This is a genomic window from Streptomyces sp. NPDC001493 (genome assembly GCF_053597235.1).
In genome coordinates this window covers 33,890-48,640 of the sequence record NZ_JBSFHV010000015.1, presented here as the reverse complement: position 1 = coordinate 48,640, position 14,751 = coordinate 33,890, and the positions used below count along the sequence as shown (strand labels likewise).

Here is a 14,751-nt window from a genome sequence, read left to right as displayed (position 1 = left end):
TGTCCACTTGGTGGCCACAGGGCAGAGCGGGAGTCGATCAAGGTAGCCGATTCGAAAGGCGAAGCGTGGCCAAGAAGCAAGGTGCCATCGAAATCGAGGGCACCGTGATCGAGTCCCTCCCGAACGCAATGTTCCGGGTGGAGCTCCAGAACGGTCACAAGGTCCTCGCGCACATCAGCGGCAAGATGCGGATGCACTACATCCGTATCCTCCCCGATGACCGGGTCGTGGTGGAGCTCTCTCCGTACGACCTGACGCGTGGCCGGATCGTCTACCGGTACAAGTAGATCTTGCCCCCACCCCGCTTCCGCGTGGTGATGGCACTGACCCGGAGAACCTGACATCCCATGAAGGTCAAGCCGAGCGTCAAGAAGATCTGCGACAAGTGCAAGGTGATCCGCCGTCACGGTCGGGTCATGGTCATCTGCGAAAACCTGCGCCACAAGCAGCGCCAGGGCTGACGCACGACCCCCTGCATCTCGCAGTTCTTCGCGCGACGCACGTAATACGTACATACGCAGTGCCCGTCCAAGCCACGGCTGACGACACCTCCGGCGGGGGCCGGGGACCCGGGCGTACCACCGTCTGTCATCGACGGTCGGCGGTCGGGAGCGGCACTGTGGAAGACCCCCGATATGACAACTGGAGCCATTGAATGGCACGCGTTTCAGGTGTTGACATCCCGCGCGAAAAGCGCGTGGAGGTTGCCCTCACCTACGTCTTCGGCATCGGGCGCACCCGGTCCAAGGAGATCCTCGCCGCGACCGGCGTGAACCCGAACACCCGCGTTCGTGACCTGGCCGAAGAGGACCTCGTCAAGATCCGCGAGTTCGTCGACGCCAACCTGCGCACCGAGGGTGACCTGCGCCGCGAGATCCAGGGCGACATCCGCCGCAAGATCGAGATCGGCTGCTACCAGGGCATTCGCCACCGTCGTGGCCTGCCGGTGCACGGTCAGCGCACCAGCACGAACGCGCGTACCCGCAAGGGCCCGCGTCGCGCCATCGCCGGTAAGAAGAAGCCGGGCAAGAAGTAGTCCTCAGCGGACGCACTGCGAGGTCCGGACTTCCGGCCGAGCAGCAACCAGCGGTCTTCGCTGTAGGACCGATCACCTCCCCTCTCCATCTGGAGTAAGACATGCCCCCCAAGGGTCGTCAGGGCGCAGCCAAGAAGGTGCGTCGCAAGGAAAAGAAGAACGTCGCTCACGGCCACGCGCACATCAAGAGCACGTTCAACAACACCATCGTCTCGATCACGGACCCCTCGGGCAACGTGATCTCCTGGGCCTCCGCCGGCCACGTCGGCTTCAAGGGCTCGCGCAAGTCCACCCCCTTCGCCGCGCAGATGGCCGCCGAGTCGGCCGCCCGCCGCGCGCAGGAGCACGGCATGCGCAAGGTTGACGTCTTCGTCAAGGGTCCGGGCTCCGGCCGCGAGACCGCGATCCGCTCCCTCCAGGCCACGGGCCTCGAGGTCGGTTCGATCCAGGACGTCACCCCGACGCCGCACAACGGCTGCCGTCCGCCGAAGCGTCGCCGCGTCTGACGCATGACGGCCGGTGACGGCCGTCTGTGTTCACGCACACCTGTGGGACCGGGCGGTACCTCCCTTCGGGGGCGTACCGCCCGTACCCTTGTTGTATCTGTCGGGCATCAAATAGTGGGTGCCCACGACTGAAGGAATCAGCATGCTGATCGCTCAGCGCCCGTCACTGACCGAAGAGGTCGTCGACGAGTTCCGCTCCCGGTTCGTCATCGAGCCGCTGGAGCCCGGTTTCGGTTACACCCTCGGCAACTCCCTGCGCCGTACCCTCCTCTCCTCGATCCCCGGTGCCGCTGTCACCAGCATCCGGATCGACGGTGTCCTGCACGAGTTCACCACCGTGCCGGGCGTCAAGGAGGACGTGACCGACCTCATCCTCAACATCAAGCAGCTGGTCGTCTCCTCGGAGCACGACGAGCCGGTCGTGATGTACCTGCGCAAGCAGGGTCCCGGCCTGGTCACCGCTGCCGACATCGCGCCGCCGGCCGGCGTCGAGGTCCACAACCCGGACCTCGTCCTCGCCACGCTGAACGGCAAGGGCAAGCTGGAGATGGAGCTGACCGTCGAGCGCGGTCGCGGCTACGTCTCCGCCGTCCAGAACAAGCAGGCGGGCCAGGAGATCGGCCGTATCCCGGTCGACTCCATCTACTCGCCGGTGCTCAAGGTCACGTACAAGGTCGAGGCGACCCGTGTCGAGCAGCGCACCGACTTCGACAAGCTGATCGTCGACGTCGAGACCAAGCAGGCCATGCGCCCGCGCGACGCCATGGCGTCCGCCGGTAAGACCCTGGTCGAGCTGTTCGGTCTGGCGCGCGAGCTCAACATCGACGCCGAGGGCATCGACATGGGCCCGTCGCCCACGGACGCCGCGCTCGCCGCCGATCTGGCGCTGCCGATCGAGGAGCTGGAGCTCACGGTCCGCTCGTACAACTGCCTCAAGCGCGAGGGCATCCACTCCGTGGGTGAGCTCGTGGCGCGTTCCGAGGCCGACCTGCTCGACATCCGCAACTTCGGTGCGAAGTCGATCGACGAGGTCAAGGCGAAGCTGGCCGGCATGGGCCTGGCCCTCAAGGACAGCCCGCCCGGATTCGACCCGACCGCCGCCGCCGACGCCTTCGGCGCCGACGACGACGCGGACGCGGGCTTCGTCGAGACCGAGCAGTACTAGAAACACCCCCCCGGACGGGCCGACACCGACGCATCGGCGTCGGCCCGTCCGTGAGGACCCCCGGTCCTCGAACCACGGACTTCCGCGGAGCGACCGCTTCACGGGAACTGACACCGGTACCTGATACGGCCGGTGCAGCACACAAGGAGAAACACCATGCCGCGTCCCGCCAAGGGTGCACGTCTGGGCGGCAGCGCCGCGCACGAGCGTCTGCTGCTCGCGAACCTCGCGAAGTCGCTGTTCGAGCACGGCCGCATCACGACGACCGAGGCCAAGGCCCGTCGTCTGCGCCCCGTCGCCGAGCGTCTCGTCACGAAGGCGAAGAAGGGCGACATCCACAACCGTCGCCTGGTGCTCCAGACGATCACGGACAAGAGCATCGTCCACACGCTCTTCACCGAGATCGCCCCCCGGTACGAGAACCGCCCCGGTGGTTACACCCGTATCACCAAGATCGGCAACCGTCGTGGCGACAACGCCCCGATGGCCGTCATCGAGCTCGTCGAGGCCCTGACCGTGGCCCAGCAGGCCACCGGTGAGGCCGAGGCCGCCACCAAGCGTGCGGTCAAGGAGGACGCGGCCAAGGCCGAGTCCGTCGAGGACGCCAAGCCGGCCGAGGCCGACGCGGAGTCCAAGGACGCCTGAGCGTTCTGACACCACTGTTCGGGCCCGCATCACCCTTCGGGGCGGTGCGGGCCCGTTCCGTTTCTGCGGCTTCCGCAGTTTCTGTGGTTTCTGTGGTTTCTGTGATTTCTGGGATTGAGAGGACGCACGGGTGAGCGACGAGCCAGAGCCCGGTTCCGTACGCGTACGGCTGGACCTGTCCTACGACGGCAAGGACTTCTCCGGCTGGGCGAAGCAGACCTCCCGGCGGACGGTGCAGGGGGAGATCGAGGACGCGCTGCGCACCGTGACCCGCTCCTCGCGCACGTACGACCTGACCGTGGCGGGGCGTACGGATGCCGGGGTGCACGCCCGGGGGCAGGTCGCGCACGTCGATCTGCCGGCCGAGGTGTGGGAGGAGCACCGGGAGAAGCTGCTGCGCCGCATGGCGGGGCGGCTGCCGCTGGACGTACGGATCTGGCGGGCGGCCGAGGCCCCGGCGGGGTTCAACGCCCGCTTCTCCGCGATGCACCGGCGGTACGCCTACCGGGTGGCCGACCGGCCCGGCGGGGTCGACCCGCTGACGCGCGGTCATGTGCTGTGGCACGACCGGCCGTTGGACGTCGACGCGATGAACGAGGCGGCCGCGCCGATGGTCGGCGAGCACGACTTCGCGGCGTACTGCAAGAAGCGTGAGGGGGCGACGACCATCCGCACGCTGCAGAAGCTGAGTTGGGTGCGGGACGAGGAGTCCGGCGTCCTCACCGCGACCGTGCAGGCCGACGCCTTCTGCCACAACATGGTGCGCGCGCTGATCGGTGCCGCCCTGTTCGTGGGCGACGGGCGGCGCCCCGCGCCCTGGCCCGCCGAGGTGCTGGCGGCCAGGGTGCGGGACCCCGGTGTCCACGTGGTGAAGCCGCACGGGCTCACCCTGGAGGAAGTGGCCTACCCCGCCGACGAGTTGCTGGCCGCCCGGGCCCAGGAGGCCCGTAACGTGCGGTCGTTGCCCGACGGCAGCGTGGACCCGGACGGCTTCGGCTGCTGCTGAGGCGGCCCGACGCCCGTGCCCCGGCGGCTACTTGCCCTTGAGGGCCTTGGCGACCCGGCGCAGCAGCCCCTGCTTGGGCGGGGCCGGTGCGGGCTCCGGTGTCTCCACCCGGAGCGAGAGGTCCCGGTGCGGCCTGGTCCAGTACGGGGTGATGGTGCGGGCCGGGTCGGCCGGGTGCGGGGCCGCGGTGAGCTCCTCGGAGACCTCGGCCGTCCGGTCCCGGCCGAGCCGGGCCGTCTTCGTCCAGCCGAGCGCGGTGAGCCGGACGTAGAGGTCCCAGGGGCCGTCGTCGAGCGCGGAGCCGCCGGCCGCGGAGGACGGGTCCAGCTCGGCCGTCCCGGCGACCGTCAGGCCGCCGTCCAGGGTGCGTCGCACCTCGGATTCGGTGGCCAGCCGGTATTCGGCACCGGTCTCGCGCTCCCGCAGCACCAGCACGGCGGTGGCCTTCTCCGGGACGGCGCCGCCCGTCAGCGACTCCTGGGCGAACCGGTCCAGCACGGTCTGCGGCAGTCCGGCCGGGGCCAGGGTGTGGCGCCCCTCTTCGTCGGTGACCACGCCCACCGGGCCCTCGGCCGCGCGCGGGGTGCCGGTGAACGACAGCCGGAAGACCCCGTCCTCCCGCCGCTCGAAACCGGTCAGCGAGGGCTCGCAGGCGAGGGAGCGGTCCCAGCGGGCGAGCCGGACCACGTCCTCGGGCCGGTCGTCCTCGATCAGGCCGACGGTGACCCGGCGGGCCAGGGGGAGCCCGGCGACGGCGCCGGCCGACGCGACTCCCGCGAGGGCGGCCCGGACGTCGCGCACCAGGGAGATGCGGTCCTCCTCCTCCATCTCCAGGAACGCCTTGCCGCTGATCCGGTCCAGCACCTCGACGCGCAGCCAGCGGCGGTGCAGCCGGTCGCGGGCCGGGCCCGGCTCGGAGACGCTGTCGGTGGTCTTCATCAGCCGGGCGACCGCCGCGTAGAAGTCGGCGGGCGACGGCGCCGGGGTGTTCCGCTTCGGGCCGTAGTGGTAGCAGACGTAGGAGCCCAGCACCGAGGCGTGCACGGCCCGCAGATACGCCTCCGCGGCGAAGGCCTGGTCCGCCAGCGGCAGGTCCTCGGCGGAGAACCGCAGGGCGTGCCGGAGCAGGAACGCGCGGTCGTACAGCTTGTTGACCGTGAGGCTGTCGGCCAGCGGGTCCTTGGCGAGACTGGCCCGAGGCCGGTCGCGGACGAACAGCTCCTTGGGCAGGGAGCGGTCCTTGCCCGCGAGCTTCCCGACCACGATGTCGGTGTCGTTGGCCATGCCGTACGCGTACATCCGCTCCAGCGCCTCCGGGGCGAGGCGGTCGCCCGGCTCCACGAAGAGGACGTAGTCGCCGCGCGCGGCGTCGATCCCGGCGTTGCGGGGCTCGGTACCGGCCTCCGGGCGCACCTCGCCCTCGCCGTCCCCGACGCGGACCGTCTCGAACTCCTCCCGCGGGAGGCTCTGCGCGTCCAGCGAGGCGAGCGTCTCGCGCAGCGCCTCCGCGGTGGCCCCGGCGGTCGGCACGACGACGCTGACCTTCGGCCCGCGGGGGCGCGGGGCATCCGTGGTGGGGACGACCGTGAGAGCGAGCCCGGTACCGGTGCCCATGGCGTCGGCGACGACCGCGGGTCCGGCGCGGTGCCCGGCCAGGACCTCCCCGGCAGGCAGCGCGGACGCCTCGGCACCGGCGTTGCCGAGCGGCACCGTACGGTCGAACCCGGCTCCCATCACCCGGATCCGCACGTCCCAGGTGCCGGCGGCGAGCGGGCTGCCGCCCGCGCCGCGCACCGGGTCGAGCGAGGCGGTCCCCGTCAGCACCGGCCGTACCAGCACGGTGCCGTCCGCGTCCGTCTCCTCCTCCAGGGTGAGCCGGACGGTGGCGAGGGCGGGCCACAGGTGCGCGGTCTCCGAGTGCCGGAGCAGGACGTCCACCCGGAACGACTTCAGCTCGTCGGTCACGTCGACCGGCTCGTCGAGGACGCCGTCGGTGAGCGCCGGAGCGAGGACGTACCGGTCGCCCCGGCGGGCCAGCAGCAGCCCCGGGCCGTCCTCCCGCTCGGCGAAGCGGGCGGTGAAGGAGACCTTCAGCCGGTCGCGGTCCCAGCGCGCCTCCCCGACCGTGGTGAGCGCGGTCAGATCGGTCTGCCGCCGGGTGTACTCGGTCAGCTCGGCGGGCCTGTTCGCCCGCAGCAGGTCCGAGCGGACCCGCTGGTTGGCGGCGAGGGAGGCGTGCATCCCGTCGGTGACGAAGGTGTCGGCCAGCTCCCGTACCGCCTCGAAGGGGTCGGCGTCGAAGTGCGGGTCGATGACCGCCCCGCGCGCCGGAACGCCCAGTCGGCCGAGCATCTCGCCCCGGTAGAAGCGCCGCAGCAGCCGGTCGCGGTCCGGGCCGGGCTCGGTGCCGTCGGCCACCGTGGCCATGATCTCGCGGAGGTTGGCGTAGTACCGGCGCGGGTCCATCGCCCGGGTACCGGCGTTCGCCGCGTCGTCGCGCGCCCAGTACGTGTAGCAGACGTAGTCGCCCAGCACCGAGACGACCTCGGCCTTGAGGTACGAACGGACCAGGAAGAGCTGGTCCTCCAGGATCCACGGGCCCTCGGGGTGCACGATGCCGTGCTCGCGCAGGAACGCGGTGCGGAACATCTTGTGCGGGGTGAGGCTGTCGATCAGCGAGGCCGTGCGCACGGTGCACTTCTCGCGAGTGGTGCTCATCAGGCCGTACGGCACGCCCCGGCTGGTGAAGTTGCTGGCCACCTTGCCGATGACGATGTCCGAGCCGTTGCGGACCGCCATCGCGTGCAGGCGCTCCAGCGCCTCGGGGGCCATCAGGTCGTCGTGGTCCACGAACTGGACGTACTCACCGCGCGCCTGCTCGACCCCGATGTTCCGCGGCCTGCCCGGCCACCCCGAGTTGGGGATGGAGGTGGTACGGAAATGGGCGTGCTCGGCGGCGAGTTCCGCCAGCCGGGCCGGGGTGTCGTCGGTGGAGCCGTCGTCGACGAACAGCACCTCGAACTCGTCGGCCGACAGCGTCTGGTCCAGCATCGACCGGACCAGCGGCTCGATGTGGCTTCCCGAGTTGTACGTCGGGACAACCACCGTCACCTTGACTGCCACAGCCCACTCCAGATTCGTCGCCGCCCCCGGTCCCGGGCGGATGAACCGAACCTTATACAGGCGTGACTTGGAGGTGTCTCGGTACGGCCCAACCGCGTGGGGCGGGAGCCGCCGGGCCGACGGTCCGGGCGGATCAGACGGCGGGTGCCGCGGCCGCGGAGGCCGCCGCCGACGCCTGGACCTCGCCCCGGTGCCGGATTTGGTGGAAGGTGAAGTTGGTCAGGTCGTCGCCCGCCGTGAACACGGCCTTGTCGTCCTTGGTGACGTTCCTGCTGTTCGTGAAGCCGCCCACCGAGAAGTACGCGTACCGGCCGTAGGAGTTGGCCGTACGGCGGCAGATCACCCCGGCCCGGCAGAAGACCGGCACACCGCCGCCGCTGAGCGAGGCGATCCCGTCCGAGGACTCCTCGACGGCCTTCTTCGCCTGCGCCTCCGTACCGAACACCGCGACGCCGACCGTGACCGCGACGCCGTCCCTGGTGTAGGTGGCGCGGATCAGCTGGTCGCAGCCGTTCCTGGTGAGCACCGCGCCCAGCGCGCCCTGGGTGCCCGCGGCGCACTTCGTGGTGCGGGCCGTCGGGCCCTTGAGGTGGACGCGGTCGCCGGAGGTGAGCTTCTTGCCCGGGAAGAAGCCGTCCACCGTGATCGGCTGCTTGTCCCTCTTCTCGTCCGTGATGAAGTCCATCGGGTCCGGCGGGGGAGCCGGGGCAACCGACGAGAAGGACGGAGCCGGCTCCGCGGACTCCGGCGGCAAATCCGCGGGACCCGGCAGCGCGCTCGCGCTCGGACCGGCCTCCGGATCACCCTTGCCGGCCGACACCACCGCCGTCGCCACGATCGCCGCGACGGCCGCCGTGGCGAGCACACCGCCCCCGATCAGCAGCCACTTCCGGCGCCGGCTCTTCGCCGCGGACTCCTCGGCCAGCGCAGCCCAGTCCGGAGTCTGACTGCCCCCGGGCCCCCAGGAGGGCCCCCCATGCCCAAAGCTCATGGGGCGCATCCTAGAGGTTTTCGGAGAGTGAGCGGCCCGGGTTGCGGGCCTCTCCGGGAATCCGGTTGGGTCACAGCGCCCGCGCACCCGACAATGCGGGTATGGGACATCTCGAAGCGGGCCACCTGGAGTACTACCTACCGGACGGGCGGGTGCTGCTCGGCGACGCTTCCTTCCGGGTCGCCGACGGTGCCGTGGTGGCCCTCGTCGGTGCCAACGGCGCGGGCAAGACGACACTGCTGCGCCTCCTCTCCGGCGAGCTCCAGCCGCACGGCGGCACGGTCTCGGTGAGCGGCGGGCTCGGCGTGATGGGCCAGTTCGTCGGTTCCGTACGCGACGGACAGACCGTCCGCGACCTGCTGGTCTCCGTGGCACAGCCGCAGATCAAGGTCGCCGCGGCGGCCGTGGACGCCGCCGAGGAACTGATCCTCACCGTCGACGACGAGGCCGCGCAGATGACGTACGCGCAGGCCCTCAGCGACTGGGCGGAGGTGCGCGGCTACGAGGCGGAGACCCTCTGGGACATGTGCACCATGGCCGCGCTCGGCGTCCCGTACGAGAAGGCGCAGTACCGCGAGGCGCGCACCCTCAGCGGCGGCGAGCAGAAGCGCCTGGTCCTCGAAGCGCTGCTGCGCGGACCCGACGAGGTGCTGCTCCTCGACGAGCCGGACAACTACCTCGACGTCCCCGGCAAGCGCTGGCTGGAGGAGAAGCTCAAGGAGACCCGCAAGACGGTCCTCTTCGTCTCCCACGACCGCGAGCTGCTCTCCCGGGCCGCCGAGAAGATCGTCAGCGTCGAGCCCGGCGCGAGCGGCAGCGACGTCTGGGTGCACGGCGGCGGCTTCGACACCTACCACCAGGCCCGCAAGGACCGGTTCGCCCGCTTCGAGGAGCTGCTGCGCCGCTGGCAGGAGGAGCACGCCCGGCTGCGCGCCCTCACCCTGCGGCTGCGGCAGCAGGCGGCCATCAGCCCCGACATGGCCAACCGCTACCACGCCATGCAGACCCGCTTCAAGAAGTTCGAGGACGTCGGACCGCCCCCCGAGCCGCCCCGCGAGCAGGACATCCGGATGCGGCTGCGCGGCGGACGCACCGGCGTACGGGCGGTGACCTGCACCGCGCTGGAGCTCACCGGCCTGATGAAGCCGTTCGACCTGGAGATCTACTACGGCGAGCGGGTCGCCGTCCTCGGCTCCAACGGCTCCGGGAAGTCCCACTTCCTGCGGCTGCTCGCCGGGGAGCCGGTCGCGCACACCGGCGAGTTCAAGCTCGGCGCCCGGGTCGTCGCCGGCCACTTCGCGCAGACCCACGCCCACCCGGAACTGCTCGGCAAGACCCTGGTGGAGATCCTCTGGAGCGAGCAGGCCAAGGACCGGGGCGCCGCCATGGGCGTACTGCGCCGGTACGAGCTGGAGCGCCAGGGCGACCAGCCCTTCGAGAAGCTCTCCGGCGGACAGCAGGCCCGCTTCCAGATCCTCCTGCTGGAGCTGTCCGGCACCACCGCGCTGCTGCTGGACGAACCCACGGACAACCTGGACCTGGAGTCGGCGGAGGCCCTCCAGGACGGCCTTGAGGCGTACGACGGGACCGTGATGGCCGTCACGCACGACCGCTGGTTCGCGAAGTCCTTCGACCGCTACCTCGTCTTCGGTTCGGACGGCGTGGTGCGCGAGACGACCGAGCCGGTGTGGGACGAGCGACGGGTCGAGCGGGCGCGGTAGGCGCCCGGCGCTTTCCCGGGGGCCGTCGCCGGGCCCTGTCGGCGGCGTCGCCGATCTTCCGTCGGGCCCTCGTCGGGGGCGTCGTCGGGGGCGTCTTCGATCTTCCGCCGGGCCCCGTCGGGGGCGTCGTCGATCTTCCGTCGGGCCCCGTCCGCCCCGTAATCAGGGGGTTCGACGGGGCCGGTCGGGGGCCATTTTGACCCGTGCGGGGGCCCCCGGGTATTCTCGTGGTTTGTTATGCGTATTGGCTTGGTCGTTCTCACGCGAGGGGCCCTTACGCCGGTCCACCGGGCCGATGACCAGCGGCAGGCACTCGGGTTGCGTCCCCGCAGCGCCGCCAAGGCTGGTGGAATCGTCCGGGTGGCCTTGTCAGGACTCCACTCACTGAAGAAGCGAAGGCTACGACCGTGCGTACGTACAGCCCCAAGCCCGGAGATGTGACGCGCCAGTGGCACGTCATCGACGCTCAGGACATCGTCCTGGGTCGTCTGGCCACCACGGCCGCGAACCTCCTCCGAGGCAAGCACAAGGCGATCTATGCCCCCCACATGGACATGGGCGACTTCGTCATCATCATCAACGCCGACAAGGTTCACCTGTCCGGCAACAAGAAGACCCAGAAGATGGCGTACCGCCACTCCGGCTTCCCGGGTGGTCTCCGCTCGGTCCGCTACGACGAGCTGCTCTCCAAGAACCCGGAGAAGGCCGTCGAGAAGGCCATCAAGGGCATGATCCCCAAGAACACCCTGGGTCGGCAGATGCTGTCGAAGCTCAAGGTCTACGCGGGCGACCAGCACCCGCACGCTGCGCAGCAGCCGGTCCCGTTCGAGATCACCCAGGTCGCGCAGTAGTTCCGGCCTCCCCCTAAGACCATAAGAAAGATCTGAGGAGAATCGTGGCCGAGACCACTGTTGAGACCGTCGAGGGCACCGAGGGCGAGGAGACCTTCGCCGAGGTGACCACCTTCGAGTCCGAGGTCCCCGTCGAGGGTGAGTACACCTCCGAGTCGCTCGCCGGCCGCTTCGGCGACCCGCAGCCCGCCGCCGGCCTTGGCCGTCGCAAGAACGCCATCGCCCGCGTCCGGATCGTTCCGGGCACCGGCAAGTGGAAGATCAACGGTCGCACCCTTGAGGACTACTTCCCCAACAAGGTGCACCAGCAGGAAGTCAACGAGCCCTTCAAGGTGCTCGAGCTCGACAACCGCTACGACGTCATCGCCCGCATCTCGGGTGGCGGCGTCTCGGGTCAGGCCGGCGCCCTGCGCCTCGGCGTTGCCCGTGCGCTGAACGAGGCTGACGTGGACAACAACCGCGCCACGCTGAAGAAGGCCGGCTTCCTCTCCCGCGACGACCGTGCGGTCGAGCGCAAGAAGGCCGGTCTCAAGAAGGCCCGCAAGGCGCCCCAGTACAGCAAGCGCTAAATCCCGCCTGCTCGTCTGCTTCACACGTTCGCCCCGGCGGCACACACCGTGCTGTCGGGGCGTTCGTTTATCGCCTCTCACGGGCGTATAACGGCATAAGACGTTCATCGGCACATCCGGCCCTTCGTGCCTTCTGACGGGCGAAGTGTGGCGGTTGGGGCTCTTCTGTCGGTTGTTAATTGTTGTGCTTTTGCGGTTGTCGGAGCATTTCGGAGGACACCAGTGGGACGACTCTTCGGTACGGACGGCGTGCGCGGGGTCGCCAACGCGGATCTCACGGCCGAGCTGGCGCTCGGGCTGTCGGTCGCGGCGGCGCACGTACTCGCCGAGGCGGGCACCTTCGAGGGGCACCGCCCCACGGCCGTGGTCGGCCGCGATCCCCGGGCCTCCGGAGAGTTCCTCGAAGCCGCCGTGGTGGCGGGTCTCGCCAGCGCGGGCGTCGACGTCCTGCGGGTCGGTGTGCTGCCCACGCCGGCCGTGGCGTACCTCACCGGCGTGCTCGGCGCCGACATCGGCGTGATGCTCTCCGCCAGCCACAACGCCATGCCCGACAACGGCATCAAGTTCTTCGCGCGCGGCGGCCACAAGCTCGCCGACGAGCTGGAGGACCGCATCGAGACCGTCTACGACCAGCACCGCACCGGCGCGCCCTGGGCCCGCCCCACCGGCGCCGGCGTGGGCCGCGTCACCGACTACACCGAGGGCTTCGAGCGGTACGTCGCCCACCTCATCGGCGTCCTGCCGAACCGGCTCGACGGCCTCAAGGTGGTGCTCGACGAGGCGCACGGCGCCGCCGCCTACGTCTCCCCGGAGGCGTTCGCCCGGGCCGGCGCGGAGGTCGTCACGATCGGCGCCGACCCCGACGGCCTGAACATCAACGACGGCTGCGGCTCCACCCACCTCTCCCTCCTCCAGGCCGCCGTGGTCGAGCACGGCGCCGACTTCGGCATCGCCCACGACGGCGACGCCGACCGCTGCCTCGCCGTCGACGCCCAGGGCAACGAGATCGACGGCGACCAGATCCTCGCCGTCCTCGCCCTCGCGATGCGCGACGCCGGACAGCTGCGCGGCAACACCGTCGTCGGCACGGTCATGTCGAACCTCGGCTTCAAGATGGCCATGGAGCGCGAGGGCATCGAGCTCGTCCAGACCGCCGTCGGCGACCGGTACGTCCTGGAGTCCATGAAGGCCGAGGGGTACGCGCTCGGCGGCGAGCAGTCCGGCCACGTCATCGTGCTGGACCACGCCACGACCGGCGACGGCACCCTGACCGGCCTGATGCTGGCGGCCCGCGTCGCCGCCACCGGCCGCACCCTCGCCGAGCTCGCGGGCGTCATGCAGCGCCTGCCGCAGGTCCTCGTCAACGTCCCCGACGTCGACAAGTCGCGCGTCTCCACCTCCGCCGAACTGGCCGCCGCCGTCGCCGAGGCCGAGCGTGAACTCGGCGCAACCGGACGGGTGTTGCTCCGCAAGTCCGGCACCGAGCCGCTGGTACGCGTCATGGTGGAGGCCGCCGACTTCGGCCAGGCCCAGGCCATCGCGGGCCGGCTGGCCGACGTGGTGAAGTCGGCGCTGGGCTGAGGGTTCTGAAGGCGTGTCACCGCTGGGCGGCCCCATGAGGGGCCGCCCAGCGGTGTTTTCCGCGGCTCCTACAGCTTCCGCAGGGAGAGCCGCTGCACCTTGTGGTCCGGCCCCTTGCGCAGCACCAGCGTGGCGCGGCTGCGGGTGGGCGCCACGTTCTCCAGCAGGTTCGGCTTGTTGATGGTCCGCCAGGTGTTGCGCGCGTACTCCATGGCCTCCTCCTCGGAGACCTGGGTGTACTTCGTGAAGTACGAGGACGGGTCCTGGAACGCCGTCTCGCGGAGCTTGCGGAACCGGTTGAGGTACCAGCTCTCGATGTCCTCCGCGCGCGCGTCCACGTACACGCTGAAGTCGAAGTAGTCCGCGAGCCCCACCCTGGTCCGCCCGTCGCTGCCGGGCAGCGCCGGCTGGAGGACGTTCAGCCCCTCCACGATCAGGATGTCCGGGCGGCGCACGGTGAGCCGCTCGCCGGGCACGATGTCGTAGATCAGGTGCGAGTAGACGGGGGCGGTGACCTCCTCCTTCCCCGACTTGATGTCCGCGACGAACCGGGTCAGCGCCCGCCGGTCGTACGACTCCGGGAACCCCTTCCGCGAGGTCAGCCCCCGCGCCCGCAGCTCCTTCATCGGCAGCAGAAACCCGTCCGTGGTCACCAGCTCCACCCTGGGGTGCTCCGGCCACCGCGCCAGCAGCGCCTGGAGCAGCCGGGCGCTGGTCGACTTGCCGACCGCCACGCTCCCCGCGACCCCTATGACGAACGGGGTACCGCGCTGCGCCCCGTGGCCGTTGCCCGCGTCCCCGAGGAAGGTGTTCAGGGCGCCGCGCAGGCCCGAGGTGGCCTGCACGTACAGGTTGAGCAGCCGGGAGAGCGGGAGGTAGACCTCGCGGACCTCGTCGAGGTCGATGACGTCACCGAGCCCGCGCAGCCGCTCCACCTCCTCGGCGGTCAGCGGCAGCGGGGTCTTGTCGCGGAGGGCACTCCACTCGGCGCGCGAGAGGTCGACATAGGGCGTCGGCCCGTGCTCGGTGCGACGCTGGCTGCCACGGGGCGGCGATGTGATCACGTATTCATTGTTACGGGAGTTTGAACGGAGCGGGGGGTGGGGTCCCTCACGCGGGCGTGGGGTTGCGCGGGGCCGGGGCGCGCGGGGCGGGGTTGCGCGGTGCGGGCCTCGCCCGGACGCGGCTGCGGGCCCGCACCCGGGGTGGGGTGCGGGCCCGCAGAGGAGGCCGGCGGCATCCGCCGCTCAATCAAGTGCTGTGTTCATACTGCCGCACGAACATCGCGGTGCCTATCGATCACGTGGAGCCACGGATTGACGGGGGAGGCTTTCGGACGCGAACACCACGCCTGCTTGCACATTCTGCAACAGCTCTAAGCGCGGCAGGTGGCTCCGCTGAATCCGCCAGCGAACTACAGTGGGCTCTGGCCGCCTCCGTGGTGGCCGGCGAATATGCAGGCGACCGTACCGGTTCCCAGAAAAATTCCATAACTTGAATGCGGCGGGCCGCAATGTGGCCCGCCGCTAATCTGTTTCCGGCTCAGTGGTGGAGGAT

14 protein-coding genes are annotated in these 14,751 nt (G+C 70.3%); 11 read left to right on the top strand and 3 right to left on the bottom strand.

Annotated elements, in window-relative coordinates:
• The first annotated feature begins 65 nt into the window (after positions 1-65).
• The 7 genes from infA to truA all read left to right on the top strand — a co-directional run bounded on the left by infA (position 66) and on the right by truA (position 4,358).
• Entirely contained in the window at positions 66-287 is a 222-nt protein-coding gene (gene infA, locus ACWCWD_RS21540) for a translation initiation factor IF-1 (protein ID WP_014047798.1), read from the top strand.
• A 60-nt stretch (positions 288-347) separates the two neighbouring features.
• Positions 348-461 carry a 50S ribosomal protein L36 gene (gene rpmJ, locus ACWCWD_RS21535; protein ID WP_009740505.1) on the top strand — a complete coding sequence of 38 codons (114 nt, stop codon included), beginning with the start codon at positions 348-350 and terminating at the stop codon, positions 459-461.
• A gap of 194 nt (positions 462-655) precedes the next feature.
• Positions 656-1,036 carry a 30S ribosomal protein S13 gene (rpsM, locus tag ACWCWD_RS21530; protein WP_266705192.1) on the top strand — a complete coding sequence of 127 codons (381 nt, stop codon included), beginning with the start codon at positions 656-658 and terminating at the stop codon, positions 1,034-1,036.
• Positions 1,037-1,137: 101 nt separating this feature from the next.
• The gene (rpsK, locus tag ACWCWD_RS21525) at positions 1,138-1,542 is read left to right on the top strand and encodes a 30S ribosomal protein S11 (protein ID WP_003956432.1); all 405 of its coding nucleotides are present in this window, start codon (positions 1,138-1,140) and stop codon (positions 1,540-1,542) included.
• Positions 1,543-1,684: 142 nt separating this feature from the next.
• The gene (locus ACWCWD_RS21520) at positions 1,685-2,707 is read left to right on the top strand and encodes a DNA-directed RNA polymerase subunit alpha (protein WP_024755423.1); all 1,023 of its coding nucleotides are present in this window, start codon (positions 1,685-1,687) and stop codon (positions 2,705-2,707) included.
• A gap of 156 nt (positions 2,708-2,863) precedes the next feature.
• On the top strand, positions 2,864-3,352 hold the full coding sequence (gene rplQ, locus ACWCWD_RS21515) for a 50S ribosomal protein L17 (protein ID WP_450774603.1): 489 nt from the start codon (positions 2,864-2,866) through the stop codon (positions 3,350-3,352).
• A 130-nt stretch (positions 3,353-3,482) separates the two neighbouring features.
• On the top strand, positions 3,483-4,358 hold the full coding sequence (gene truA, locus ACWCWD_RS21510; RefSeq protein ID WP_450774601.1) for a tRNA pseudouridine(38-40) synthase TruA: 876 nt from the start codon (positions 3,483-3,485) through the stop codon (positions 4,356-4,358).
• Positions 4,359-4,385: 27 nt separating this feature from the next.
• On the opposite strand, the gene ACWCWD_RS21505 is transcribed toward truA, so the two are convergent.
• Both ACWCWD_RS21505 and ACWCWD_RS21500 read right to left on the bottom strand, forming a co-directional pair.
• Positions 4,386-7,481, bottom strand: coding sequence for a glycosyltransferase family 2 protein (locus ACWCWD_RS21505; RefSeq protein ID WP_450774599.1), 3,096 nt, complete (start codon positions 7,479-7,481; stop codon positions 4,386-4,388).
• Positions 7,482-7,614: 133 nt separating this feature from the next.
• Complete coding sequence (locus ACWCWD_RS21500) at positions 7,615-8,472, bottom strand: hypothetical protein (RefSeq protein WP_450774597.1); 858 nt, start codon at positions 8,470-8,472, stop codon at positions 7,615-7,617.
• 101 nt (positions 8,473-8,573) lie between these two features.
• Between ACWCWD_RS21500 and ACWCWD_RS21495 the strand changes: the two genes are divergently transcribed.
• From ACWCWD_RS21495 to glmM, 4 genes are all read left to right on the top strand, one after another.
• Positions 8,574-10,193, top strand: coding sequence for an ABC-F family ATP-binding cassette domain-containing protein (locus ACWCWD_RS21495; RefSeq protein ID WP_450774595.1), 1,620 nt, complete (start codon positions 8,574-8,576; stop codon positions 10,191-10,193).
• Between the two features lie 407 nt (positions 10,194-10,600).
• Positions 10,601-11,044, top strand: coding sequence for a 50S ribosomal protein L13 (rplM, locus tag ACWCWD_RS21490; RefSeq protein ID WP_266705180.1), 444 nt, complete (start codon positions 10,601-10,603; stop codon positions 11,042-11,044).
• A gap of 44 nt (positions 11,045-11,088) precedes the next feature.
• Positions 11,089-11,613, top strand: coding sequence for a 30S ribosomal protein S9 (gene rpsI / locus ACWCWD_RS21485; protein WP_266705178.1), 525 nt, complete (start codon positions 11,089-11,091; stop codon positions 11,611-11,613).
• A 222-nt stretch (positions 11,614-11,835) separates the two neighbouring features.
• Positions 11,836-13,194, top strand: a complete 1,359-nt coding sequence (gene glmM, locus ACWCWD_RS21480) for a phosphoglucosamine mutase (RefSeq protein ID WP_450774592.1) — start codon at positions 11,836-11,838, stop codon at positions 13,192-13,194.
• Between the two features lie 68 nt (positions 13,195-13,262).
• Here glmM and coaA read toward each other — a convergent pair whose 3' ends face one another.
• On the bottom strand, positions 13,263-14,258 hold the full coding sequence (gene coaA, locus ACWCWD_RS21475; RefSeq protein WP_450774590.1) for a type I pantothenate kinase: 996 nt from the start codon (positions 14,256-14,258) through the stop codon (positions 13,263-13,265).
• Positions 14,259-14,751: the final 493 nt, after the last annotated feature.

Coding starts and splice junctions, on each gene's coding strand:
- rpmJ (WP_009740505.1), top strand. CDS start 348: ATGAAGGTCAAGCCGAGCGTCAAGAAGATCTGCGACAAGTGCAAGGTG.
- rpsM (WP_266705192.1), top strand. CDS start 656: ATGGCACGCGTTTCAGGTGTTGACATCCCGCGCGAAAAGCGCGTGGAG.
- rpsK (WP_003956432.1), top strand. CDS start 1,138: ATGCCCCCCAAGGGTCGTCAGGGCGCAGCCAAGAAGGTGCGTCGCAAG.
- ACWCWD_RS21520 (WP_024755423.1), top strand. CDS start 1,685: ATGCTGATCGCTCAGCGCCCGTCACTGACCGAAGAGGTCGTCGACGAG.
- rplQ (WP_450774603.1), top strand. CDS start 2,864: ATGCCGCGTCCCGCCAAGGGTGCACGTCTGGGCGGCAGCGCCGCGCAC.
- ACWCWD_RS21500 (WP_450774597.1), bottom strand. CDS start 8,472: ATGAGCTTTGGGCATGGGGGGCCCTCCTGGGGGCCCGGGGGCAGTCAG.
- ACWCWD_RS21495 (WP_450774595.1), top strand. CDS start 8,574: ATGGGACATCTCGAAGCGGGCCACCTGGAGTACTACCTACCGGACGGG.